Source organism: Mucilaginibacter sp. P4_C11, from assembly GCF_056402115.1.
Window position 1 is genome coordinate 63,675 of sequence record NZ_JBFUIA010000003.1, and the last position, 24,470, is coordinate 88,144.

General features: G+C 44.8%; 19 protein-coding genes. 1 reads left to right on the forward strand and 18 read right to left on the reverse strand.

The window, feature by feature from the left end:
- Nucleotides 1-16 precede the first annotated feature (16 nt).
- The 14 genes from AC1DU2_RS03500 to AC1DU2_RS03565 all read right to left on the reverse strand — a co-directional run bounded on the left by AC1DU2_RS03500 (nt 17) and on the right by AC1DU2_RS03565 (nt 18,988).
- Nucleotides 17-7,390, reverse strand: coding sequence for a hypothetical protein (locus tag AC1DU2_RS03500; RefSeq protein ID WP_477382804.1), 7,374 nt, complete (start codon nt 7,388-7,390; stop codon nt 17-19).
- A gap of 4 nt (nt 7,391-7,394) precedes the next feature.
- Entirely contained in the window at nt 7,395-9,122 is a 1,728-nt protein-coding gene (locus AC1DU2_RS03505) for a hypothetical protein (RefSeq protein ID WP_477382805.1), read from the reverse strand.
- A gap of 591 nt (nt 9,123-9,713) precedes the next feature.
- A complete protein-coding gene (cysQ, locus tag AC1DU2_RS03510; protein WP_477382806.1) occupies nt 9,714-10,490 on the reverse strand; it encodes a 3'(2'),5'-bisphosphate nucleotidase CysQ in 777 nt (258 codons plus the stop codon).
- A 29-nt stretch (nt 10,491-10,519) separates the two neighbouring features.
- Complete coding sequence (locus tag AC1DU2_RS03515; protein ID WP_477364891.1) at nt 10,520-11,203, reverse strand: MarR family winged helix-turn-helix transcriptional regulator; 684 nt, start codon at nt 11,201-11,203, stop codon at nt 10,520-10,522.
- A gap of 57 nt (nt 11,204-11,260) precedes the next feature.
- Nucleotides 11,261-12,304, reverse strand: a complete 1,044-nt coding sequence (locus AC1DU2_RS03520) for an oxygenase MpaB family protein (RefSeq protein ID WP_477382807.1) — start codon at nt 12,302-12,304, stop codon at nt 11,261-11,263.
- An 82-nt stretch (nt 12,305-12,386) separates the two neighbouring features.
- On the reverse strand, nt 12,387-13,025 hold the full coding sequence (locus AC1DU2_RS03525) for a flavin reductase family protein (protein WP_477382808.1): 639 nt from the start codon (nt 13,023-13,025) through the stop codon (nt 12,387-12,389).
- Between the two features lies 1 nt (nt 13,026).
- Entirely contained in the window at nt 13,027-13,743 is a 717-nt protein-coding gene (locus tag AC1DU2_RS03530) for an SDR family NAD(P)-dependent oxidoreductase (RefSeq protein WP_477382809.1), read from the reverse strand.
- Nucleotides 13,740-14,423, reverse strand: coding sequence for a GTP cyclohydrolase I FolE (folE, locus tag AC1DU2_RS03535; protein ID WP_477382810.1), 684 nt, complete (start codon nt 14,421-14,423; stop codon nt 13,740-13,742). Before folE ends, AC1DU2_RS03530 begins: the two co-directional genes overlap by 4 nt.
- A gap of 28 nt (nt 14,424-14,451) precedes the next feature.
- Entirely contained in the window at nt 14,452-15,186 is a 735-nt protein-coding gene (locus AC1DU2_RS03540; RefSeq protein WP_477382811.1) for a lycopene cyclase domain-containing protein, read from the reverse strand.
- Nucleotides 15,183-15,641 (reverse strand): sterol desaturase family protein, encoded by a 459-nt coding sequence (locus AC1DU2_RS03545; protein ID WP_477382813.1) that lies wholly within the window; start codon nt 15,639-15,641, stop codon nt 15,183-15,185. Before AC1DU2_RS03545 ends, AC1DU2_RS03540 begins: the two co-directional genes overlap by 4 nt.
- Before the next feature lie 19 nt (nt 15,642-15,660).
- Nucleotides 15,661-16,176: an isopentenyl-diphosphate Delta-isomerase gene (gene idi / locus AC1DU2_RS03550; protein WP_477382814.1), complete on the reverse strand. Its 516-nt coding sequence runs from the start codon at nt 16,174-16,176 to the stop codon at nt 15,661-15,663.
- Between the two features lie 18 nt (nt 16,177-16,194).
- The gene (locus tag AC1DU2_RS03555) at nt 16,195-16,668 is read right to left on the reverse strand and encodes a hypothetical protein (RefSeq protein ID WP_477382815.1); all 474 of its coding nucleotides are present in this window, start codon (nt 16,666-16,668) and stop codon (nt 16,195-16,197) included.
- Nucleotides 16,665-17,501: a phytoene/squalene synthase family protein gene (locus AC1DU2_RS03560; protein WP_477382816.1), complete on the reverse strand. Its 837-nt coding sequence runs from the start codon at nt 17,499-17,501 to the stop codon at nt 16,665-16,667. Before AC1DU2_RS03560 ends, AC1DU2_RS03555 begins: the two co-directional genes overlap by 4 nt.
- Nucleotides 17,498-18,988: a phytoene desaturase family protein gene (locus tag AC1DU2_RS03565; RefSeq protein WP_477382817.1), complete on the reverse strand. Its 1,491-nt coding sequence runs from the start codon at nt 18,986-18,988 to the stop codon at nt 17,498-17,500. Before AC1DU2_RS03565 ends, AC1DU2_RS03560 begins: the two co-directional genes overlap by 4 nt.
- A gap of 276 nt (nt 18,989-19,264) precedes the next feature.
- Between AC1DU2_RS03565 and AC1DU2_RS03570 the strand changes: the two genes are divergently transcribed.
- Nucleotides 19,265-21,163 carry a T9SS type B sorting domain-containing protein gene (locus AC1DU2_RS03570; protein WP_477382819.1) on the forward strand — a complete coding sequence of 633 codons (1,899 nt, stop codon included), beginning with the start codon at nt 19,265-19,267 and terminating at the stop codon, nt 21,161-21,163.
- 441 nt (nt 21,164-21,604) lie between these two features.
- Here AC1DU2_RS03570 and AC1DU2_RS03575 read toward each other — a convergent pair whose 3' ends face one another.
- The 4 genes from AC1DU2_RS03575 to AC1DU2_RS03590 all read right to left on the reverse strand — a co-directional run bounded on the left by AC1DU2_RS03575 (nt 21,605) and on the right by AC1DU2_RS03590 (nt 24,372).
- The gene (locus AC1DU2_RS03575) at nt 21,605-22,027 is read right to left on the reverse strand and encodes a hypothetical protein (protein ID WP_477382820.1); all 423 of its coding nucleotides are present in this window, start codon (nt 22,025-22,027) and stop codon (nt 21,605-21,607) included.
- Nucleotides 22,028-22,324: 297 nt separating this feature from the next.
- Nucleotides 22,325-22,801 (reverse strand): DUF4826 family protein, encoded by a 477-nt coding sequence (locus tag AC1DU2_RS03580; RefSeq protein ID WP_477382822.1) that lies wholly within the window; start codon nt 22,799-22,801, stop codon nt 22,325-22,327.
- Nucleotides 22,802-23,134: 333 nt separating this feature from the next.
- Entirely contained in the window at nt 23,135-23,713 is a 579-nt protein-coding gene (locus AC1DU2_RS03585; protein ID WP_477382823.1) for a hypothetical protein, read from the reverse strand.
- Nucleotides 23,714-23,751: 38 nt separating this feature from the next.
- Nucleotides 23,752-24,372, reverse strand: a complete 621-nt coding sequence (locus AC1DU2_RS03590; RefSeq protein WP_477382824.1) for a hypothetical protein — start codon at nt 24,370-24,372, stop codon at nt 23,752-23,754.
- Nucleotides 24,373-24,470 lie beyond the last annotated feature (98 nt).

Here is a 24,470-nt window from a genome sequence, read left to right on the forward strand (position 1 = left end):
TGACGCTTCATACTGATTATATTTTAACAGATACCCCTGAACTTGAATCAACATCAACTTCCATACTGGCATTGGCGCAAATGCCCACCGTTAAACCACTTGGCCAGCATACAATTCCCCAACAACAACAATCCCAATCTACTCCTATCCCATTATAACAGCCGCTGCTGTTGTAATTGGCATGAAAGCCCGCGTTGCCTTTGGCAGCCAGCGATAAATGGTTGGTTGCCGAATTGTAGGTGCCGGTAAGGTTGGCTCCAAAATCAACCCCAACACTAAGCGTGGCGCTAAAAACATCGTACCCAACGCTGGCGCTTCCGCCGATATCCCATTTGGTACCCAGGTTAAAACCGTACTGACTTGCGCCTATATTGCCATAAACCGACCCATAATTACTGTAGTTAAGATGAGCGCTTATACTGGCTATATAAAAATTGTAGCTAAAATCTTTGGAAGTGGTGCTGCTTACCCTGCCGCTAAAGCCATTGAAGATATTATTGGCGAAAACGGGGTCGTTCTGGTTCATTTTATCAAAATACTGCTTTAAATCGCTTTTGTGTTTGGTAATATCAACGTTAACGCCTGCATAAAACTCGCCCTTGTTGGATAGTATGCCGCCCATGGTATTCATATCAACCTGCGCCCCCAGGAAAAAATAAGCATCATTAGGGTCAACACTTATTACTATCCAGCCCTCGGCTGTAGATGCCAGACCGGGCACCAGGTCCATTTTACCGGTAACATCAATGTTTAGTTTTTTATTCGGGATATCAAGCACTATATTACCATCTATGGTTGCCATTTGCTTGATGATAGTTTCTGATGTACCCGTTATTACCGGTCCCGGCGCTACCGTTAGGTTAACCGTTGTTTTTGATAACGATGCGTTAAGCCCGGCCTGGATAATGCCTGAAATGGTTACCGTCCAATCGCTGTGGGGGCCTAAGGTAAAGCCGCCGCCTACGCTGGTAATAAAATAGCCTGTTACCCCCAGCGGGATCCTGGTAGCCGCCATAAAATTACCGCCAACCGTAAGGCCTTGCGCTGTTTTGTAATACTTAAACCCAACATCAGATGAGCCAAGTGTGGTAATACCAAACTTGCCCGATCCTTCAAAACCTGTGGTATCGGCATTATCAACGTATTTTACTTTAAGTTCTGTTTTGCCAATGCTGGCCAAATCCATTTCAATGCCTAACTCATCAACACTTACGGTTTTGCCCTGCCCAAAGTGTACATTGCCAACCGTTGCCTTAAAATTAGGGATGGCGCTTAACTCAAATTCGCCCAAAATATCAACCCTTGGGGTATTAATGGTATTTACCTTAATTCCGGTAACATGCATTTTGCCAAGGCCCACAAAATCCTTTTTATAATCAAGCGGGATATCGGCATAAAACTTACCATCGGTTTGAATGGTGAACTCGTTGATCTTGAAATCATCAAACAATTTTGCAACGCTTAACGATCCCGAGCCCGTTAAATAATACGCGCTGCCATCGGATGTTAAACCAAAGCTGAATGGCGTACTGCCCGGCTTAAAGCTGGCGGCACCTACCACATCAATACCATCATCGGGCATTTGCAAGTTGCCGCCAAAAATCTGGTCGGGAGTTATCACCATGTCTGTAAATGCTATGGATTGTGTAAACGCCTGCGATGATGGCAGGAACACTTTCAGGTTGCCGCCAAAAGTAAAACCGTTATCATTATAGGCAACACTACTTACGTTGGCCTTCCAGTTAAAAATATCAAAGCCGGCGTTATAAGCCGCAACTACATTGCTTACGTGCCCGGTTGTATCAACCTGTATATCATCTAAAGCCAGGGAACTGTTGCCCATACCCTTTACAGTTGCTAAACTCATCGTGCCAATGTAATGGATCCCGTTGGCTGTAATGGTGCTGTTGGGCATATCAACCGCAACTTTAAAGCCTGCCAATGTAAGTTGCTGGGCTGTGGTAGCAGCTTTAAGGTAAAGTGTAGTGCTATTAGCAGCATCGGCAGCTGTGCTGAAAACTGGTACCTGCCCGGTACCGCCCTGGTTGGCCAATACAAAATGTTGCGCATCGCTGTTGATAATTGTACCGGCATCGGCAGGGATAAAGGTGGCATAGTCTACCTTCAAATCGCCTTTGATTACGCCCGACTGGCCATTATTTACATTGCTTATAACTACCTGGCTGCCGCCGTTGGTGAGGTTAAGGGGCAGGTAGCCAAAAGCCTTTACAGGTACCGATGTTTCGTCGGTTTGTACATCGCCTTTTATGGGTGCGTATATGCCATTAACCACCCCTACCTCGATATTATGAAATTTGATTCCCGTACCTGCTTTAACGGAAAACGTGCTATTGCCCGGCACATTTACAAATGAGCCGCTAATGATCTTGTTGCCTCCATTATCGGCAATGGCATCAATTTGTATTGGATAACCTAACAAGGTTTTTAAGCTTGCAGGCGCTGTTGTTAAACTAAAGTCAAGCGACTGATCGGCAGCATAATTACCGGGTTTGTTATCGGTTACAAAGCCTGGCTTTGAAGCCTTTAGCAGGTTATTCCCTTTGGGGATGTTAATGCTGTATTTGCCAGCATTGTCGGTTGCAGCTTTTATGTATTCCAGTCCATCTACGGCCACCTGTGCACGCGCCACGGTATTGGCATCGGCAGTTACTTTACCGCTGATAACAACCCCATGATCCAGTTTAATTTTTAAGCTGGTAACCGCGTTGGCATCTAATTGCGGGCCCGCCTGGGCATTAACATAATTACTTCCGGCCGGGCCGGCTATATCTATTTCGGGGTTACTATCATATGTGCTTACCGCTACAACGCCCTGCGCGTTGGTGGTATAGTTGCCGCCGGTAGCATTTGATATGCTGATGACAGCACCCGCAATAGCCGCGTTGTTATTATCGGTTACGGTGATGTTTACCGGGTAACTGAGCCTGCTTAGGGTAATATTGGGCAGGGCAAGGTTGGCACCATTGATGTTGATGCCTAACCTGTTGGTGCTGCATGATGTTTTACTCAATATCAGCGTATCGGCCCCATTTTGCGAACCCAGGGTAAATGTGCCGTCAAATTTGGTAACTACCGACCGCCCCAGCGTTTTTGAAAGCACCATAACACCCGCCAAAGGCTGATTTTTTTGATCAATCACTTTGCCCGATACCGTAAACGTTGGTATAAATATGCTGGCATCTTTTATCCGCTGCTGGCCGGGCTGGCTGATAACTAGGGTATCGCGGAAGCTGCCCAGCGGATCGGTGTCATCGGCCAGGCGGATGGAATACGGATGCGCCGGCGAGTTTGCCGAATAAAACCCAATAGAATCCGCAGGCAAGGTGGCTTTAAAATACCCCGACTCATCAGTACTTACCAAAATATCGGTATTACTGCCCAGCGTGCCCCCCGGTAACGCCACGCGCACTACAGCATTGGCAGCCGGGTATTTAACGTTGTTGATGAATTTAGTAACATGGCCCGCAAATGTTGGCTGCGTATAGCTCATGGTATACGTGGCGGCATAATTATCGGGCTGTGTTGGTGCGGTGGTACCTTTACCTGAATAGCTCATGGTGGCTGTATTGGTAATATACCTTGCGCCGCTTACAATAACCTTATACTCATCGCCTGTACTGGTATTGTAAAACAAACCGTTGAGTGATTTGCCGGGCGTGGTAATACCTATTTTGCGGTATTTATCGCCATTGATAACAGTATCTGCCGTAGCCTTTACACTTAGGTTACCTTCAGCCTGTAAATTGGTGTTGGTGGTGTAAAAGTCCGATTTCCGGTACAAGGCAATGTGCCCGTCGGCGTTGGAGGTACCTTTTCCATCAGCAATAGTAGGCGTAAACCTGTAGGTATTGGCCAGGGCTGTAAGCGTACCTACACTTACATTATCGGCTGCCTGCAAGGTTGTTTGGGCTACAGGTAATATAAAACGCCCATCGGTGCTTACCAGGTAAACTTTATAGTAAAACACGCCGGGCCAGTCATCAAGCGCAATGTAATTTACCTTATCAAAATTGGCTTTGTTGTATATGGTTGTTGTAAAATTCCCTTTGTCATCGGTGGTTACTTCGCCAATTTCTTCATCGGTTGTGCTTAGCCCCTGCTGGTTAGACCGTGTAACATCATCTTCCGAGCGGTGGTTTACATACCAGTCCCAAACCGCGGGTTGGGTAAACTTTTTGGTGAACATGCGCAGTTTAAACCTGGTATTTGCCAGCGGATAAGTAACCGTACCCGGCAAATTATAGTCGCCGCCGGTAGCCGAAACTTCTGTTTGCCTGAAAGCAAATTTAACGGTGCCTGTTAAGGTACTGTTGTACTGCTCGCCAAACTTATAGGCTCTTAAAACGCCCATACTATTGTTAGCTCCCGCCACAAGTTCCACAGTGGTGTCGCGCAGGCTGATAACATCGCTGTTGGATACCGGTTTCATATAAACCCGCGCGAATTTACCGTTCAGCGTAGCCAAATCTGGCGATTTAATTGAAAAATGGCCCTGCCCGTCAGTTACCGCGGTGCCTACTACCATGGTAGACAGCCGGAAACCCATATAATATTCCCTGTCGGCCTCCGTCCGGTTCAGCATGTCCTCGCTAAAGCCGTTGAACCGATCGCGATCTGACGCGTATGTAAAAGTGTAAATAGTTGCGTTTATGGCGATACTTGTATTGGCCAAAGGGGCACCGGAATTTAGCCTGACTGTTCCATTAACATTGGTATATCCAGCCGGATAAGCAGCCTGGGTATAAACAAATGTTTTGGTAGTCATTCCCGCCCAGTCTATAGCCGCCGTGTCGGCTGCATCAACGCCCCATAATTTTACTGTATACTGTGTCCCCTTAACGAGTGTGCCTGCGTTTTGCCGGATTAAAAAGTTTTTAAACCGGGTAACGGTATCCCTTATCACATTTTTTCCCTGCAAAAGCTGTACATGGTAAGCTAAACCATCTGGCGCACCCGCAAGCTGTGCCCATTTCAAATTTACATCCAACCCATCATGTGTAAAGGCAAAAGTATTGTTAGGGTCAATGGCCTGCACGTTTATAGTTGTATTAACGCCCGATTTTAACAGCCCCTTGCTTTGCGCGTACTGATAAGTATTGCCTGCTATGGTAGTATCAAGCAATATCTTATCCTGCCGTAATTTTAAACGGTATTTTGTAGCTGCCGATATACCATCGGGGGTAGCCCATGCAATGGCCATACCATCGCCCGGCGTTAAAGTAATATCACCGTTTGGGCTGCTAAGCAACGGAACAGCCGTGTAGGGTATGTTGTAGCTGGTAGGAAAAGCAAGTGTAGTGGTATTTGTTGCCGATACGCCAGTGCCGTACTTTTGACCAGCGTCTTTCTGCGGATATAATTCAACAACGGCCTGGTAGGCACCCGAAACCAGGTCTGATTGAGAGCCAAAAAAATCAGATCCGGTATAAGTGTATGACTGACCGGCGGGTAATACGGCTGTATTAGCGGCTGTGCCCTGGCTTATTTGGTTTCCATCCTTGTAAATACGCAGTGTTGTGGCATAATAAAGCGTTGTGTTTTGGTTATTGGTGATGGTTACCTTAAATTTTTGCGGATTATCATGAAAGTCTTTAAACATGGTCACATTCGTCAAATCGGCAGATGTAGTAATAGCTACCGGCTGAACGTTTTGATATGTAAAACTGGTTACCGGGCCATAACCGTTATTGGCCATAATGTATTGGTTCCGGGTATCGGCCACCTGTACCTGTAGCGCGTACTTTTTGCCGCTTGTTAACAGGCTATATTTAAAAAAAATTTGATAGGTACCTGTCGAATTATTAATAGGGGCCGAAAAGACATAGCCTGTGGCATTTTTCATAGCTATTTCCGGTGTAAACCCGTCGGGCACTTCGGCCACTTTCAAATTGTATACCATACCCGCATAAGGCCATTTAGGATCGGCCATTTTCATGTAAAAACCTGCGGAGCTTTGCTGAATGCCGCTTGTTGTTAGGGTAGATGCATCGGCAGGAAAGCTCATAGTTGGTACGATGCTTAACGGATCGCCATTTCTGAATGTCATGATACTGCTCATACCGTTGTTGATAATGGCTACAGGGTTGTCAGGATCTATCTCCTGTACTACCGCGGCAAACTTAGCGCCCTGCTTTGCTGCAGGAAAGCCAATTGCCGTAAGGTATATGGTATGAAACCCATCGCCTTCACGATACATGTACGATACTCTGTACGATGGTGGCAAGGCTATATCATAAAACATAGCCGGATGACCGTCAATAACCAGGTTTGGATAATATTGTTTGTCCTGGTAAGGCGTTATCTGGTCAAACGCTATTTGCTTTTCGAATACAAATGTAGGGTTTACCGAAGCCAGAGCGTCGGCAGGTGTTTGGCCATCATCAACACTTACAATACGAAGTTTGAGCGTTTTATGTATGGGGGTACCATCTGTAGTAAACGTGATTTGAGATGGGATGGAAGCCACATCAAGCGCCGAGGTAATTACCGGCGCGTTTAACAGTTTCATTGGGGCTTTATAGGTAAAGCCTACAATAGTGCTATTCCCCTTGTTTTTAAATGTTACGGTATTATTAGGGTCGATAGCGGTTATCATCATGGCATATTGCCGGCCTTCGGTAAGTGCCGGGTCGGCGGGGCTGTACACATAGGTGTTGCCCATTACCTGCTTATCAAACAAATAGGGCGGCTGGGCGCTCATCACAGCATCGTTGATGTTTTTGTTGCCCAATACCTCCACAATACGAATGTTGTACATGGTTGATGGCGGCGCACCTGCGGGGGTTGTCCAGTTGATGGTGAATATATTGGCTGCCAGGGCGATGATCTGCTGCCCGTCATAAGGGGCAGTTATTACAGGTGGATCAACGTTGGTTACCGTGAACACATTACTACAGCCGGTTGGATCGCTGCCGCTTAGTACGGCGTTGGTATCGTAGTCAAATGCCTGCAGGCATAAGCGGTAATTGCCCTCGGGCAGGCCGCCTACCCTGAAAAAGTCGCTTTGGGTATAGCCGGTGTATACAAATTTGGTAAAATCAAAAAAGTAAGGCAAATCGCCGGCGTTTATTACCCTGATGCCGCCGGCAGTTAATGTTATCGGAGTTTTGCTTTTATAGGTCGAGCTTACCCGCAGCTCTACCCCATTATCACCGGTAACATTACCCCGCAGCTGAATGCGTAAGGTTTTGGTACCGGTATTCATGACGGTGATAAGCATTTGCTCGGGGTGCGATGAGTAATCTGTTAAATGTGCGCGAAAGGGTGGGAACACCTGGGTGCTTATAGTTACCTGTGCATGCGCCGCACATTGCGCGGCTACCAGCATTACAGCTATTAATCCTTTAAGTAAATTGTATTTCTTTTTCATGTGCTTAAAAGTTAAGTAGGTAGCTAAGTTCATTCCTGTATTCGCTGGTTGATTTTTGGGTACTGCCCGGCGCCGGGTTGTTACCGGTGTAAAAGGCCGCGTATTTAAGCGAGTTGAGCCTGTTTACCCGGTAGGTTAAACCGCCCGAGCCATTTATGATGAGGCTTTTACCCTGGTTGGTAATACCCTGCATAGCCGATACATTCACGTTGGCCTGCAGCTTTGTTTTAAAAAAGGAACCAAAGGTGCCCAGGGTTACGCCCTGGTAGGTATATTTTGCTTCGGGGCTGGTTAAATCAGTCCGGTTTACATTGAATACCAGGCCGAGGCTTTTTTTGGTAAAGGTGAGCGCGTAGGTAATAAAATATTGTTTGGTATCTACATTGCGGTTGGTGGTAAGCTGGCTGGTGATGATCTTGTTTAAATCATTCAGTTTACTCATGGCAGCGGTGATGCTGATTACATGCACATGATCGGCAGTGATGATGGTGTAACGGGGCGTGAAAGATATATTACTGGTTGTTTGCACAATACGCAGCGAATCGGGATATTTAACCGTATTGGGCTTTTGATCGTTGGAGAAATTGCTGTAGTTGGCATCAATAGCAAACGACCGGCTGAACTCGATGTTCATATTGCCGGCCCCAATAACGCGTTTATTGGTTGATCGTTTTTGATGCAGCAGGTTATCGTGCTGAAAACCCAGGTTACCGGCCAGCCTCACCTTGTTTTTAAAAAAGTTAAAACTTGGCGCTATCGACCATGATTCCAAATCGGTATCAAAATAATACGCACCCATGCTTTGGTATTCCGGGTCGATGCGTTTGTAAACTACCTTCAGGCTTACATATTTATCGCGGTAGCCCATAGCGGCGTTCAGGGCGGTAAAATACTGGCTGGTGCCGTTTATATCGGCAAAGCTTTTAAGCTGTTTAAGCAGGCTGTTTTTGGAAGTATCTACTTTAATGGGCGAATTTAAATCGCGGGTGTACAGGCTTAGGGCCCCCGCGCTTTCAAAAAACAAATGCTTGAAAAATGTAAAACGGGTTTCGTACCCGGCTACCGTATTTGCCGCAGGTGTTACATAGCTGGTAACCGGCACCCCATTCCTGCTTACCGATGTGCTGTCGTCCTTTGCCCGCAGGTAGCTCAGTTCAAAAAAGTTGGCTTCGGTACCGTAACCCAGCTTTGCGGCGTATGCCTTGCGCGAAAACGAATACGGCACCAATGCGCCCGATGTGGTATCAACCGTGGTTGCCTTATTTAAGCGGCCATACATAAACCCCAGCCTTAATTTGCCGGGATGAAGTTCGGCACCCAGGCCATATAAGGTATGCCCCGCCAGCGTATAAGGCGAAAATTCAACGTTGCGGTAACCCGCGTGCAGGGTAACCCATTTATAGGTTGGGCTGATACCAAACTGGTTAAAAGGCTGCACAAAGGTTGATTGCGATTTGGTATAGCTAAAGCCTACCGGGACAACCACACCATAAAAATTAAAGAAAAGATCGCCGTTGAGCAGGTAGTTAAAGGGCTGCCGCCTATCGGCAATACCCTCGGCCCCATARCCGATACCTGTGGCCTGGAATGCGCCTCCTATGGTTACCGGTTTGGCATTCTGGATATTGCTTAAGTCCTGCGCAAACACGCGGGGCCTTACACAGGCTAATACGGCAAAAGCAAGCAGTATTTTAAGGGTGTTACCTTTACAAAACTTACAGAAATGCTTCATTTATCAATAGGAGTTAAATCAACAGCGTTTTCAAACCGTATAATTCAACTCCTGTTATCCACATCAAACAGCACTTATCTTTTAGAAATTAGCGACAACAAAATAGTGTAAAGGCTACGGCATTAACTTGAAACTAAAGTAGGCCGTTGTTTAAAAATGCTATATAGCATCTTTGGGGTATTTTTTTTTTGGGGGGGGGTATACCATCCCCTCGGGCGAGGGCTGTTCACATGTTTTAGAAAAACCCCATAGGGGTTGAATGTCGGTAGAAATAGGTCAAAAAATATTTACGTGCCATAGGTACGTCACTATTGAATTTTTCAGATCGGATAAGTATTGATAAATGGCTAAACATGGTTGATAGTTTCGTACCTACGGCACGAAAAAGACGGAGGCCTGATTATTCTACCGACATTTCACTCCTAACGGAGTGGCTTTTCAAAATTACTATCTGCTATAAAAAATGTATGACCTTCGCCGTTTAGAGGGCTCTAATATCCAGTAGCCGGGTCATGGAATCAGCACGATGGCTATTTACCTATTCACAATAAGCCTAATTGTTTTTTTTGTCCGAAATTATATATGCTTCCCCTATCCTACCTTAACCAAAAAACTTCCGTTTAATAACGATGGTTTGTTGTATTCGAATGGCTGGCCGTCGGGCCTTGTCATTACTGCGCCACTGTAAACGGCAATGGCCTGGCCGGCGGCGGTGTCCCACTCCATGGTGGGGCCATGGCGGTAGTAGATATGGGCTTTACCTTCGGCTATCAAGCAAAACTTAATGGAACTGCCAATGGAAATAGTAGCCGAAACAGGGTATCGCGCCAGCAGCTCTGCTTCCTCTGCTGATGCATGCGACCGGCTGCCCACAGATATCCATTCCGTTGCCTTTACATCTGCATAAATTTGCGTTTTCCCGCCTTCGGTTGTTTCCTTCCAGCTGCCAATCCCTTCACCTCCATAATAAAGATCATCGGTTACTGGTACGTAGATGATGCCTAAAACCGGGGTATTGTTATGCATAAGCGCAATGTTCACGGTAAACTCGCCGTTGCGTTTAATAAACTCCCTGGTGCCGTCAAGCGGGTCAACGCACCAGTAGTATTCCCAATTTTTCCTGGTCTCATAGGGAATATCCTTGCCTTCTTCAGAAATTATCGGGATAGCGGGAGTAAGCGCGGTTAAACCTTCGGTAATGATATCATGGGATACTTTATCTGCCAACGTTAATGGCGACAAGTCGTCTTTCAGCGTTACCTCGATATGTGTATTGTAAACGCTTAAAATACCTGCTCCGGCTTGCTTAGCCAATAACAATAAGGCGGTAAGTTCGCCTAGCGAGATGATTGAGATGCTATTTTCCATATAGTTTCAAAAAATGTTGCGTTTGGTTTTTAATCAACGCCTTCTTCAATAAAGGCTTTCATATCGGCCTTTGTGCTGATGGTTTTCTTTTCATGATGTTCGTAATGAAAATCTTCCAGCTTTTGCAGCAGGTGCTGCAGTGTAAGTTTCTCGGAAATGCTGAGCTTGCCGGTTATCATTTTGCCGGCATAGCTTGTATCTACAAAAACCTCGTATAATAACTGCTTGCCCTTATCGGTAATGCCCACGTATTTGCCGCGTTTGTCTTCGGGGTTATCCCATTGCCTGGCCAGGCCTGCAGCTATCAATCTCCTGATCACTTCTGTGCCCGATGTTTTTTCCTGCAGGTTATAGTTAATCAATTCGCTTTTTGTTAAGTGATCATGCGTAAGCAAAATAGCCAGCCCGGTAAATTCTTCGGCGGTTTGCAGGGGGGTGCCATCCAGTGCTTTTTTAATGTAGAATTTGGCGTAACGGCTCATAAATACAAACAACCTGCCTATATTATTATCCAGTTGATAGGCCACTTCAAGCGCCATTTTTTCGCTTTTACCGAAACGGACATCGCCATTAACATAATCGTCGGCAGGGTCGGCTACATGGTTAAGTAAAAAACCGGTAAAATCCTGAATGGAAACTTCATCGCCTTTGTTCTCCTTCTCCATCTCTTCTACAAGGCTTATCAATTGATGAATGAGTTTGTATGATTTCATGATTTTTCTATCTAACGGTTACCGCCATTTGTTGCCAAATTTATAAGTTTTATCTTGTTATGCTATTTTCTGCTTTTTGAACTCCGAATAGGCCCTCATATAAGCCGTTTGCGGATCTTTTTCGGGCTTAAACCCCTTGAACAAATTTATGGTGCGCAGCAGTGTTAATTTATAAGCTGGCAAAACGCGGGCATCAATGCCCAGCATATCGGCAACATCAGCACCCAGTAAATAACGCATTAGCCCCAGTATCTCATTGGCTGTGGCTTTGCCCTCGTTTACCGATACGATATGTGTTATAAGGGTTTGCGTAAGCTGGCGGCCATGTTCCGAAACGCAAAACTGGCGGGCATTAATGGTATGATCAAGCAGCTGCGCCATTTTTGAAGTCGTGGGGATCAAATCCTCCTGAAGGCCTGATAAGTAACCGATAACATTCCACAAGTGGATATAGGCTTCCTGGTCGGCCTCGCTCACTGTAAAGCCCATAAGCCGCAAGCCCCGGATAACGATCAGCGAAAACGAAAGATTAGTGCCGGCCATATCTTCCTGGTTAATAGGGAGTCCCCAGGCATCGTCCCATTTACCACTTTGCAACGTATAGTACCGTACGGCGGCGTGCATTAACCTCACTTTTAGTATTTCGGTAAAACCGTTACCCTCGCCTGCAAAAGCGCCGGGCGCCATTATTTCCCAAACAAATACCGCGGTTTCGTGCAGCCTTTTACTGGTTTCATTTCTCATCCGTTCCGAGAGATAGAGCACCATGGCGCCATTAGCAGCGGTGTAACAATACGGAAGCGAAAGCAGGCCCAGTAAAGTCATGATAGTTTCGGCATGCCTTGCAAAAAAAGCGGCGCCGGTTTTCATTAGCCTGGGGCTGGCCCATGCCGGCAAACAATTGGCTTCATTTATGAATGGCACACCCGGAAATTGCTCAGTTAACCGGCTATAGCCCGCGGTACCACTTAACCAAAGCTGCAAATCCTTTTTCAAGCCGGCATCCTTAAAAGCCTGGGCAATAAACGCATCTGCAGGCTGGTCGCCCAGCAATCTTTTGCCGTTCAAAAACTCGTTGGTATAAGTATTGTGCCCACTCATTTTAATTCATTGATTGAATAATAGCTTCTGCGGCAAGCCTTCCGCTCTTCATTGTTGCATTAATCGAGCCATCCATTTATAGTTATAATTCTATTTCTTTCGGCTGAACACCCGGTTTGGCATACGCCAGGCGGCCCACCGGCTGCGGCAGGTAATAACTATCCAGCCCGGATACCGTCATGGTGCACGCGGCAGCATGGTTTATCGTTCCGTCATCGGCTAACAGGCTATCATCGGCCATTAGTAATACCACCTCGCCTATCACCATCGTAGTGCCATTTATTGCCAGGTCTGTCATTTCCCGCAGTTCGAGCCCCATCCGCACGGTGGAGCTTGCAACAAAGGGCGCCAGGAAACCCTGGCTATACATTTTTTTAAATCCACACTCATCAAATTCCGACACACCTGATGGGTAGCTTGCACTGGTTTGATGCGCCTGCTTGTACCATGCCGGTAACACATTGTTGAGGGTATATTGCCCCACCAGGCTGATGTTACGGAGGGTATCATTATGTTCGCGCTCCGGCCGGATGATCATGCCGAATAACGGCGGGTTTGACCCGAGGTGAAAAACCGAACTAACCAAACACAGGTTAGTTATACCATCGGGGTTAATGGTACCCAACAGGTTAAGCGATTTATAGCCGTTTAAACTATTTACCAGGTTAACCCGGTAGCGCTTTTCCATAGCCGCAATTTGCCCGCTATTAATACTTGTCATATCAGTTTGTTTTCAATTTACCCAATCCGCCATCAATACCTATAACCTGGCCCGTTATCCAGCTGCTATCGTCCGAAAGTAAAAAAGCGATGGCCTGGCTGATATCTTCTGGCTGTCCGTATTTACCCATGGGATGCTTTTTTGCTGATGCTTCCTTTTTTTCGGGAGTGCTTAACAGGTTTTGCGCCATAGGGGTATCTGTTAACGATGGCGCAACCACGTTTACCCTTATTTTTTGACCGGCCAGTTCGGCTGCCAGCGAAAGAGCCATACCCTCGAGCCCGCTTTTTGCCGCTGCTATACTGGCGTGATAAGGCATGCCTGTTTTTGCCGCTACCGAACTTACAAATACTACAGATGATGAACCCGAGGCCTTTAACCCCTTAAGCGCCTGTTGTACAACGCGGGCCGCACCTACCACATTTAGCTGGTAATCATTTATAAAATCAACGTCGGTAAGCCTGCTGAACGGCTTTAAATTAATGCTGCCAACAGCATAAACTACGCCGTGCAATACTTCGGGAAAAAAAGTGGCTGCAGTTTCCAGATTGCCGGTAACATCAGCTGCAAGATGCTTAACACTTTGAGGTAAACTGCCAGACAGGTTCCTGGAAATAACATAAACCTGTGCCCCGGCCTGGCTAAGCTGTTTAACCAGGGCCAAGCCGATGCCCGAACTGCCACCCGCTACTACAATATTTTTGCCCTGGAAATTCATGAGCCTATGTATTTAAGAAATTCATTTTTTGTTTCGGGGTTAAGGAATTTGCCGCTGTACTCGGCCGTAATAGTTGTACTGCCTACATCCCTTATACCCCGGCTGGAAACGCAATGGTGGTATGCATCTACTATCACCGCCACATCTTCGGTACCCAGGGCCTCTTTTATCAGGCCAGCAATTTGTATCGTAAGCCTTTCCTGCACCTGCGGCCTTTGCGAACAGTATTGAACAATCCTGTTGAGTTTTGACAAACCAATTACCTGCCCGTTGCTGATATAGGCAACATGAGCTTTACCAACAATAGGCACAAAATGGTGCTCACAATTGCTAAATACCGCTATATCTTTTTCAACCAGCATCTGGTTGTAATTAAAAGGGTTTTTAAAAAGCGTGGGCACAGGCTTGTTAGCCGGGTTTAAGCCGCTAAATATCTCCTTAACATACATTTTGGCAACCCGCTTAGGTGTATCTTTCAGGCTATCGTCGTCCAGATCCATCCCTAACACATGCATAATGCCGGCAAAATGCTTTTCAATCAATTCTATTTTAGTTTCATCGTCAAGCTCAAAAGCATCGCTGCGCAAAGGCGTGTCAAATGCCGAACCCGCGTGTTCCAGGGCAGCATCGGCAAAATCGCTGCTCGTATTGTTTTTAATTAAAGTATCGTTGTTTATCATTAATATATTTGAGTGTTCGGTGTACAATTCAAACCAGGTTTATAGCTGTTGCCATTTTTTTAGCAACTTCATGGTGGCGGCGTTGCTTATCCCCTATCCATGAATAAATCATTACGTTTAAAAGTATCAGGTCCATGCCATAAAAAATATCTTCAATCGGTATGGTCAGGACGCGGATATTAAGCATTTGCGCCGGGTTATACCAAACAACCGGCTGCTGCAAACCTGTGCCGGTAAGCAGCCCGTTTACAATTAAAAATGGCAATAGCAGTATAAGGTAGCTTAAATAAAAACCGGGTAGCCAGGTGACCTGCAAAACAAACCTTGCCACAAAAACCAGGACAGCCAACGCCATAAAAGTGAAGGCTGTGTAGCTTAAATTCCTGAAAAATACCGCCATAAAAACCGATGAAACTATCAGCAGTATACTAATGGCAGATTCCAACGCCTTGGGTATATTTTTTTTGATGAGCATATTAAGGCATACGTAAGAAAAAACACAGGAATAAGGAATACATAAAAAAAACAGTACTTCCTCAATGGGCAGGTTACCTACATTTATCCCGATAAGGTAAGCAGGATTAAAACCCCATATTTTTAGATGCGTAAAATACATGTCCCATCCAATAAAAAGTAAACCTGTAATGAGCACCGCCGGAAAAAAAGCCGGCCAGTTTTTGTAAAACTTTAGCTTTGGATGAAACGAATACAGAAAAGGTACCAGGATTGAAAAAAAATCAATCAACAGATAAGTGCTTTTCATGCCGGCTGATTGTTTTTGTTTTGGCGGAAATATTTAAAAGGAACCCATAGCATGCCAAAACATTCGCCTTCTTCTTTCCCAATATGCTTATGGTGCATTTTGTGCGCCCTGCGAATGGCCTTTAAATACCAGTTTTGAGAGTTACGCAGTACTTTAATGCGCTGATGTATAAATAAATCGTGCACAAAAAAGTAGCAGGCACCATACAGCGTGATACCGGTACCCACACAAGTAAAAACCGGCATGGCCCCCAAGGTACCCGCGGCCAGGCAACTGATACCCGGTATAGCGAAGACGAGGAAAAACAGGTCGTTTTTTTCCAGGTATCCGGGCTGTTCTTTTTTATGATGGTCGCGGTGCCATACCCATAACAAGCCATGCATTACATATTTATGGGTAAACCAGGCAACGCCCTCCATGGCAAAAAATGTGACTATGATAATTAAAGCGTTCATTATTGCAGGTTAATTGGGGTTATTGGTAATAATTTGTGTGCACCTGCTCAAAGCAGATCTTCAGCCATTCCGTATAATCGGCAGGATGTTCGTCCAGCTCGCGGGCAAGGTCATCCAGGCTGATGTACCGGTAGGCTTCTACCTCATCGGGCGATGGATTGGGCACCGCGTTACTTACGCCAAAAAATACGTGGTCGTATTCGTTTTCAACGAGGTTTGCCTGCACCGCGGCACGATAGCTGAAGCTAAAAACGTGATTTAACTGGCAATCCATACCCATCTCTTCCATTAAGCGGCGATGGGCAGCCTCAAGCGTATCCTCACCGGGCCGCGGGTGGCTGCAGCAGGTGTTTGTCCATTTACCCCCCGAGTGGTACTTATCCAATGCGCGCTGCTGTAATAACAACTCGCCTTCCAGGTTAAAAACAAATACCGAAAATGCGCGGTGCTTTTTACCCTGCAGGTGGGCCTCCATCTTTTCCATGGTACCCACTTCGTTATCATCATCATCAACCAAAACAACATGCTCTTCCATCGTACCGGTATTAAATTATCAATTGCTTTTGGGGGCGGCCACAGCTTTGTTTACCATTAGTTTTAATTCAGCATCATCAAGCTTGTAACAGTTGGCTTTTAAAAATGCTTCGTCTTTTTGCAAACTGCCATTGTATCCTAAAAACGCGGGGGCATTTGCCTGTATGTTGTACCGCAACAAACGCATTTCTACATTCAGGGTATCGCGGGCTATGGCGTTTTCTATCATCAACTTACCGGTATTGAATTTTTTCAACTTACTGAAAGGGCTACCTGTAAACCGGGCCTGTATAACCTGGGCCACGCCTTTGTAACAACACAGTATAGGTGTAGCAGCACTATCAACTGTTGTTGTAAGCAGCAGAAATTTCGCCGACGAGTCCTTGTCGGTTGCCGAATACCTGTAAAGCGACCGCAACTGTTTTAGCGTCGGCTTTGGCTGCTGCAGGCTAAGTAAAGGAAGCATCAGCGTAATATATAAGGCAAGCTTCATAACACATTTAATTTGTACCGCACCAGCGAATCAAACATCAGCCAAAATTTATGCCCGTTGGATACACGGATGCGTTGCTCCATCACCCGCTCGGCCGGCACATTGGCTATCTTCCGAAATAACTGCCTGTAGTAAACATAAGCCAGGTAAACACCCTTGCGGCATGAACGGGGCAGCTGCCTGATACCGTCCAGTGCCTCGTTAAACTCGCGAAGAATATCTTGCTCGATAGCTTTTTTATCACCATCAGAAAAAGAAGCCAGGTTTACTTGCGGAAAATAGTTCCGGTTCAGTTCCTGGTAATCGACGTTTGCATCTCTTAAAAAATTCACTTTTTGAAAGGCCGATCCTAATTTCATAGCAGGCAGGCGCAGCCGTTCAAACTCATCGGCGTTGCCGTTGGTAAACACATGCAGGCACATTAAACCCACTACCTGTGCCGAACCAAGAATATATTCCTCGTACTTATCGGGGGTGTACTCCTGCACTGCCAGGTCCATTTCCATGCTCTTTAAAAACTGCCTGATAAGGTCATGGTTGATGTGATATTTATTAACAACCTGCTGAAAAGAATTGAGTACAGGGTTGATGCTGATGCCACGGCTAATAGCGAGGAAACAATCTTCTTTAAACTCAGCTAACAGCAAAGCTTTGGGATAATCGTGAAAGCTATCCACAATTTCGTCCGCCAGCCTTACAAAGCCATAAATGGCGTATATGGGGTCCCGAAGCTCTTTCTTTAAAAAATAGATACCCAGCGAAAAACTGGTACTGTATAGCCGGGTGGTTTCCCTGCTGCACGTGGCAGATAATTTATCGAATCTCGCTTTCATTTATTTTTGGTTGAATATTTGATTAATTGCTGGGCCGAAACTTTACCTGATATGATTGACGGCGGCACACCGGGACCAGGAACCGTAAGCTGCCCGGCATAAAATAAATTACCTGCCCGGCGGTTGCCGATGGATGGCTTAAAATTTGCCGTTTGCATGAGCGTATTGGCCAACCCATAAGCATTGCCTTTATAGGAGTTATAATCGGCAACAAAATCATTTATACAATAGCTTTGCTTATAATCCAGATGTTGCCTTATAGCTATGCCGCTAAAACGTTCAAGCCTGTCCATTATCAAATTAAAGTATTTTTCTCTCAGGTCGTCGTTATCCTCAATCCCAGGTGCCAGCGGCATCAGGATAAACAGGTTTTCGTGCCCTGCGGGTGCCACGGTATCATCGGTTTTTGATGGGCAGCAAACATAAAACAGTGGTTTTGAAGGCCATTGGGGCTCTTTATATATTTCCTGCGCATGCTGTTTCAGGTCGGCGTCAAAAAACAAAGTGTGGTGGTCAAGCCTATCTATTTTGCGTGTTACACCAAGGTAAAAAATAAGGCTTGATGGCGCCATTACCCGTTTGTCCCAATAGGTTTCCTGGTAGTTTCTGAATTGTGGCTCCAGTAGTTTTTCTTCTACATGATGATAATCGGCCGCAGCAATAACGCCATCATAGTCCTTCGTATCATGGGCAGTAGCAATTGCCGAAACCCGGTTGTTGACTACCTTAATTGAAGTAACAGCCGTATTGGTACGAAATTTCACGCCCTGCGCTTTGCAAACTTCCTGCATCCCCTCAATAATTTTACCGAAACCGCCCTTCGGATACCAGGTACCCAGCTGCAGGCCGGCGTAATTCATGAGGCTGTATAATGCCGGGGTATCTTCGGGCATGGCGCCTAAAAACAGTACAGGGAACTCCATGAGCGCTATTAGCCTGGGATTTTTAAAAAACTTCCTGACGTGTTTGCTAAAGGCAGTAAACACCTGTAATTTAAAAACTCCTTTAAACAGGTCCCAATCCAAAAATTCGGTAAGCGACAAACCGGGTTTGTAAACCAGTTTATTCATTCCCGTTTTATATTTATAAGCGGCCTCGGCCAAAAACACTTTTAATTGGGCCGCGCTACCGGTTTCTATCGACTCAAACAATTGGCATAAGGCGTTGAAGTCAGCAGGCACGGCCATAACACCATCATCACCAAAAACTACCGAAAATCCCGGATCCAGTTGTTTCAGTTCATAAAAATCGGCAGGCTTATAACCAAAGTCATTGAAAAACTTTTCAAATACCTCGGGCATCCAATACCAGCTTGGCCCCATATCAAACAAGTAACCGTTATTGGTGGTCAACTGCCGGGCACGGCCGCCTATGGCTGCATTTTTTTCAATCACATCAACCTGGTACCCGGCCTTTGCCAGGTATGCAGCAGCACTTAAACCGGCAAAGCCCGAGCCAATAACAGCAAAATTGGTTTTATTGTTCAAAATCAGCTAAAATGATTGTTTATGTAAATATGGTTCATCAACCCGGATAAACCAACTAATCAACAAACAAATATAGTACTTAATTGTATCAATAATTAAATTATTGTATAATATAGTACCAAATAAATAAAATTATTTACAACCTCGTGTTTTAAGATAAACCCTGTTAACTCAAGTTTGCCGCGGACGCCATTATCAGTTAAGTTAATATTAGCCTTATATTTACAAAAATTACAGCGTTTAACAGTCGTTTTAATTTGCCGGCGACGAAGTTATATGAAAAAGCACCTGCATTTACCGTTTATAATTGTATTACTGCTCCTGGTAATGATAAAGGCCTGGGCAACGCCGGGCCCACGGGGAAATGTGTCTTTTAACATATTATTCAAATCCACAACCGCCGCGCCCCAATTGATTGTTGGCGAGGTAACCGGGGCTATTTCTGCCTGTGCCGGTACCGCCTCTGCCAGCCCGGCCGTTCAGCAATTCACGGTGTCGGCAAGTGGTTTATCTGCCGATGTACAGGTTACCGCACCCGCCGGTTTCGAGGTATCGCTTACTGCCGATGGTACTTTTAATACAAGCGTTGTACTTACACAAACATCCGGCTTAATATCCAGCCAGGTAGTTTATGTCCGTTCATCGGCGCAGGCGGCGGTGGGTAATATTTCGGGCGATGTTGCACTAACTTCGGGCGAAGTAACGCAAACAGCAAGGGTAACCGGRCACGTTAATCCCCTGCCGCTTGTTAACTCCATTGCCGATCAAACCGTGCAAAACGGACAACTTACCACCGGCGTTATTTTTACAGGCACCGCGCGCAGCTTCAGCTGGACAAATGATAACCCTGGCATCGGCCTGGCCGCAAGCGGAAACCAGGGAATCACTCCGTTTACTGCTATAAATACGGGTACCACGCCTATTACAGCACATATTACGGTTACCCCCGCGCCGGCAAGCTATGCTTATGCAGCCAACAGCTCGTCAAACTCGGTTTCGCTTATCAATACCATTACCAATAATGTTGAGCAGGTTATAACCGACGGGATACCGGCAAACTCCAGCCCGCAGCGGCTGGTGTTTAGTCCCGATAAAAGCCTGCTGTATGTGGAAAACGAGGGTTCACATACCATAGCTGTAATTAATACCGCCACCAATAAAGTAACCGCCACTTTCCCGGCCGGGTTTGATCCTGTTGGCATGGTTATCAGCCCCGATGGCAGCAAGTTATATGTTACCGATGGCAGCATCAACCAGTTAACCACCATCAGCACGGCTAATTACGCCGTTATGAAAACCGTTACCACAGGCGATACCCCATATGATCTGACCATCAGCGCCGACGGTAAAAAACTGTATATCATCAACGCCGGCTCAAACATCGTACAGTTTTATGACACCGCTACCAGTTATTTTGAATATGCCATAATTACCGGCACATCACCCAACAGCATCGTCATCAGTCCCGATAATAAAACGTTGTACGTAGCCAATTATAACTCGCACGATGTAGCCGTGATAGATATTGCCGCCAGGCGTATCCTATATAAAATAGACGTTGGCACAGCCGCCAACTGCCTGGCCATAAGCCCGGATGGGGCAAGGCTTTACGTATCCCTCATTAACGACAAAAAAGTTACCGTCATCAACACCCTAACCCGCAGCATTGCCGCCATTGTTGATGTAGGCCAAAACCCGGCAGGCATCACCACCAACAGCGATGGCAGCAAGGTTTACGTGGTCAATTCCCTTTCGCCATATATATCCGTTATCAACGCGGCTACCAACACCGTTGCGCAACAAATCCCCGTTCAGCCTGGGGGCAGGTTTATGGCTATTTTAAGCGATAATGAATGCCCCGGTTTACCCGTTCAGTTTTCCATTACCGTAAACCCACCGGCAGTTCCGGTTGATATCAGCATCCCTAACAGCTTCTCGCCCAACGGCGATGGCAGCAATGATCTGTGGGCCATCACCGGCTTAAACGCTTACCCCCAAAACACCGTAGAAATATTTAACCGCTACGGCCAGCGCATATTCAGATCAGCCGGCTACAGCACCTCTTGGGACGGCACCTTTAACGGCCAACCCGTTCCGCCTGCAACCTATTATTACATCGTAAACCTGAAGAATGGCAAGAAGGCGCTATCGGGCAGTGTGACGGTGGTGAAGTAGTTTGCAGTTTTGAGTGGGCAGTAGTTATAATCATGTTATTGTAAAGCAGATGTCACCCCCTCAGGGCTGTCCTATATGTATCGCTTCTCAGCACCGGGCGGCGCCCCGTGCTGAGGGATTATGCCCTTTCAGGGCTGGCAATGTTAAATTATGGTCGTGTACGAAAATGTTGCCTATAGCCCGGCCTCGAAATGGCAACATACAATTGCAACAGGCATCGCCCATCGATTAAAACACACCAACCAAACAGCCCTGAAAGGGTGACATATCAGCCGCTGTGACCATATCAACAAGGGCGGAGGGTACAAATATTCGCCGGGCTGGTATTATGTTACTGACAAAGATGCCTTTGTTTTATACGTCATCATATGGGGAACGAGTTTGTTGGAGAACAACTCTAACAAAGCGCGGGCGAGGGTAGACTACGGACAACTGGGGGTACTAATCGTAATACCCTTTCTTAAACACAATTACCGATTCGCTAACTTCATTCGGCGAATCATCTCTGTTCGGGGCATACACACCTACGCCAAATTTATAAGATGTAAAGCCTGTATACATAATCTTTAACCCATCGTTCCACTCTGCAATTTGCTCTTCGACCGATGCATAGGGTAGGTTTAACAGCTCAATCGCAAACAAAATCGGATTTGCGGGCTTCACTATTTCTATTGCCTCACATAAAAAATCTTCATCATAACCTATAAAAAGCCCTAAATTTTCGAAAAAATCAGTTGGAGTTTTAGAAAATTGGTTACGGTAAAATTCAATATTAGGCTCTTTTAGGAGTTTCCTGATTTCATTTCTATGTAGTCCCAAAGGGATATTTCCGAGAGACTCATATGGCGTTATTGTGTAATCCATATTTTATTCTTTGGTTGTTGATGTTTTTGCCTTATTTAACTTATATGCGTAAGCTTTGGCTTGCTGTATGCCGATATCATATTTGTGTCGAATTTAGCTTTAACATCGCTAATATCTAAGTTCTTAGCACGTTCAAAACAAAGCCCGGCATCATGGCCAGGCTCTGTTTATTCTACAACATTGCTTTTATCTGATTCAGGTGTAGTTACAAACTACAAGCATAGCCGTTCGAAGTCGGAGAAATCGAACAGCGGCAGACTACGGACAACTGGGATCAACAGCTGTCCCCCTGGAAGTTTAACCTAAATTTAGGTTGACTTTTATATTATCAATATTTTCAATTACAGAAATATTTAGGATATTAACTCTTCTCTCCAGTAGATCGGCCATCTCTATTGTTGGGTTTGCATCAAATGGATAACAATTTTCTAAAGATTGGTTGTTTTTAACATGTTGTACCCAATCCGATGCCAATTCAGCATAACATTTTAATACTTCCCTTGTAGTATCGTCCTCATGGACATTTAGGTACACCATTGGTAAGTCCCCTGCTATTACCCATAAATAGTCGTTCTCACTACTGGCGCTATTATCAATTTTGAAAAGATATAAACCGAGCTTTGAACCAAGATTAGTATAAAGTGAAGCATCTACTATCTTTTTACACCAATCAAATCCTGTTAAAAATGAACTAGCTCGATTATAAACCGATATCGCCTCGGAATAATATTTTAATTTGGGACTGAAATCCCTATAATTTATTGGATATTTCATTAATTATCTTTTTTATTAGTGCCTCTTCTTTTTGCCCATTCTCTAAAATCACCAGCTGCCACCTCCTAGCCTGTGCACCCACATACCAAGTATACGCCACGCCTTTAGGACAACTAATAATATTATTGTTAACCTTAATGTCCGCGTATTAGTCTTTTGCCTTGTTTAAAATACAAACACCCGGACGCAAATAAACATCCGGGTGTTGCATATTCATTACTTAGCATGGCGTTTACCTATCAGCGGGGCATAAAACTGGAACCATGCGGTAGCTGGGCAGTAATTTGTTAATTTAAAGTCTTAATGCCTTTCTGGTCTCCATTTCCCATTCAGCTAAAATTGCTTTTTTATCACCATGTAGTAATTTTCGGTATTGCTGTAAATTTGCTGCGCCCAATCAAATTTTATCTCTTCACTTTTTTTTAACCAATATCGATAACTATTTAATTCATCGTCCGCCGCTTTTAATTCCGCATATGCCGCTGAATAAGATACTGCTTCAAAATGCCTCAAAGTTAATTTTCTGTTACTTTTATAATATTTATAAAAACTTTCAGYATCATATATTTTTGAAAGGAAGTCTTTATCTGCATGATTCATAGCAGCGGCCAATTCGGTCGCAAGCTGCTCCAAATTATTTTCATTATATTCCCACCATTGACGCTTATTTGGAGTTTTCAATGGATACCCAAAAGAAAGGATTATAAAATCTGTTGGTACATATAAAGGCATAACAAAAGCTACTATTTCAAATTGACCTGCCGAAAAAGCAGAACTATTAAAGCAGAAGCCCTTTAATAACCCGGCGTTTATTTCATGGTATATTAAATGATTCTTGTAATTTAGTATACTTACAGATAGTTGCTGTTTAATGTATTTATTAAAAAGCGCTTTTATTAAAGTACTTTTCATATTTAACGAATTGCAGTAACCTGGCTTGAACTGGATTATTAAAACTTTAATGCTTTTCGGGTTTCCGTTTCCCATTCATTCAAAATAACTTTTTTATCACCGGAAAGAAGCTTTTCCGTGTTGGCGTATACTTGTTTCACAAAAACACTATTCATATCTTCTTTATTTTTAAGAAACGAAAGACAGTCTTTTAATTCCTTATCGGCATCTTCTAATCCTGCATAGGCGGCTGAATAACATACCGCTTCAAAGAAACGAAAAGTGTTTTTTTTATCTTTTTTATAATAATTATAAAAATCCTGAGCAGTATTTATTTTTGAAAGAAACTCTTTATCAGCTTGATTGATAACTATGGCCAAATCTTGCCCAAGCTGTTCCGATTTGCTGTCTTCATAATTCCACCACTGACGCTTGTTTGGAGTACGCAAAAAATAACCAAACGTTAGTGCCACGAAATTTTTGGGAACATATAATGGCATTATAAAAACTACAACCTCAAATTGATCTGCTGCAAAACCCGAACTGTTAAAACAAAATCCTTTTAGAAGCCCTGATTGAATTTCCGTAAATATTATTTGGCTTTTGAACAGCCATCCTGCCTTTTTTAAGTGCTGTTTTATGTGTTTATTAAAAAGCGTTTTTATTAAAGTACTTTTCATATTTAACGAATTACAGTAACTCTGCTTGAACTTAGTTATTAGCTGCAAGTATAATCTTTCGAATCGGAGACATCTGAACAGTGGCAGAATGTGGACAA

Excerpts from the sequence above, each read along its gene's own strand:
- AC1DU2_RS03560 (WP_477382816.1), bottom strand. The coding sequence starts at position 17,501 with ATGAAAGCGAGATTCGATAAATTATCTGCCACGTGCAGCAGGGAAACC.
- folE (WP_477382810.1), bottom strand. The coding sequence starts at position 14,423 with ATGATAAACAACGATACTTTAATTAAAAACAATACGAGCAGCGATTTT.
- idi (WP_477382814.1), bottom strand. The coding sequence starts at position 16,176 with ATGGAAGAGCATGTTGTTTTGGTTGATGATGATGATAACGAAGTGGGT.
- AC1DU2_RS03530 (WP_477382809.1), bottom strand. The coding sequence starts at position 13,743 with ATGAATTTCCAGGGCAAAAATATTGTAGTAGCGGGTGGCAGTTCGGGC.
- cysQ (WP_477382806.1), bottom strand. The coding sequence starts at position 10,490 with ATGGAAAATAGCATCTCAATCATCTCGCTAGGCGAACTTACCGCCTTA.
- AC1DU2_RS03580 (WP_477382822.1), bottom strand. The coding sequence starts at position 22,801 with ATGAAATATCCAATAAATTATAGGGATTTCAGTCCCAAATTAAAATAT.
- AC1DU2_RS03545 (WP_477382813.1), bottom strand. The coding sequence starts at position 15,641 with ATGAACGCTTTAATTATCATAGTCACATTTTTTGCCATGGAGGGCGTT.
- AC1DU2_RS03525 (WP_477382808.1), bottom strand. The coding sequence starts at position 13,025 with ATGACAAGTATTAATAGCGGGCAAATTGCGGCTATGGAAAAGCGCTAC.
- AC1DU2_RS03540 (WP_477382811.1), bottom strand. The coding sequence starts at position 15,186 with ATGAAAAGCACTTATCTGTTGATTGATTTTTTTTCAATCCTGGTACCT.
- AC1DU2_RS03555 (WP_477382815.1), bottom strand. The coding sequence starts at position 16,668 with ATGAAGCTTGCCTTATATATTACGCTGATGCTTCCTTTACTTAGCCTG.
- AC1DU2_RS03590 (WP_477382824.1), bottom strand. The coding sequence starts at position 24,372 with ATGAAAAGTACTTTAATAAAAACGCTTTTTAATAAACACATAAAACAG.
- AC1DU2_RS03520 (WP_477382807.1), bottom strand. The coding sequence starts at position 12,304 with ATGAGTGGGCACAATACTTATACCAACGAGTTTTTGAACGGCAAAAGA.
- AC1DU2_RS03515 (WP_477364891.1), bottom strand. The coding sequence starts at position 11,203 with ATGAAATCATACAAACTCATTCATCAATTGATAAGCCTTGTAGAAGAG.
- AC1DU2_RS03500 (WP_477382804.1), bottom strand. The coding sequence starts at position 7,390 with ATGAAAAAGAAATACAATTTACTTAAAGGATTAATAGCTGTAATGCTG.
- AC1DU2_RS03575 (WP_477382820.1), bottom strand. The coding sequence starts at position 22,027 with ATGGATTACACAATAACGCCATATGAGTCTCTCGGAAATATCCCTTTG.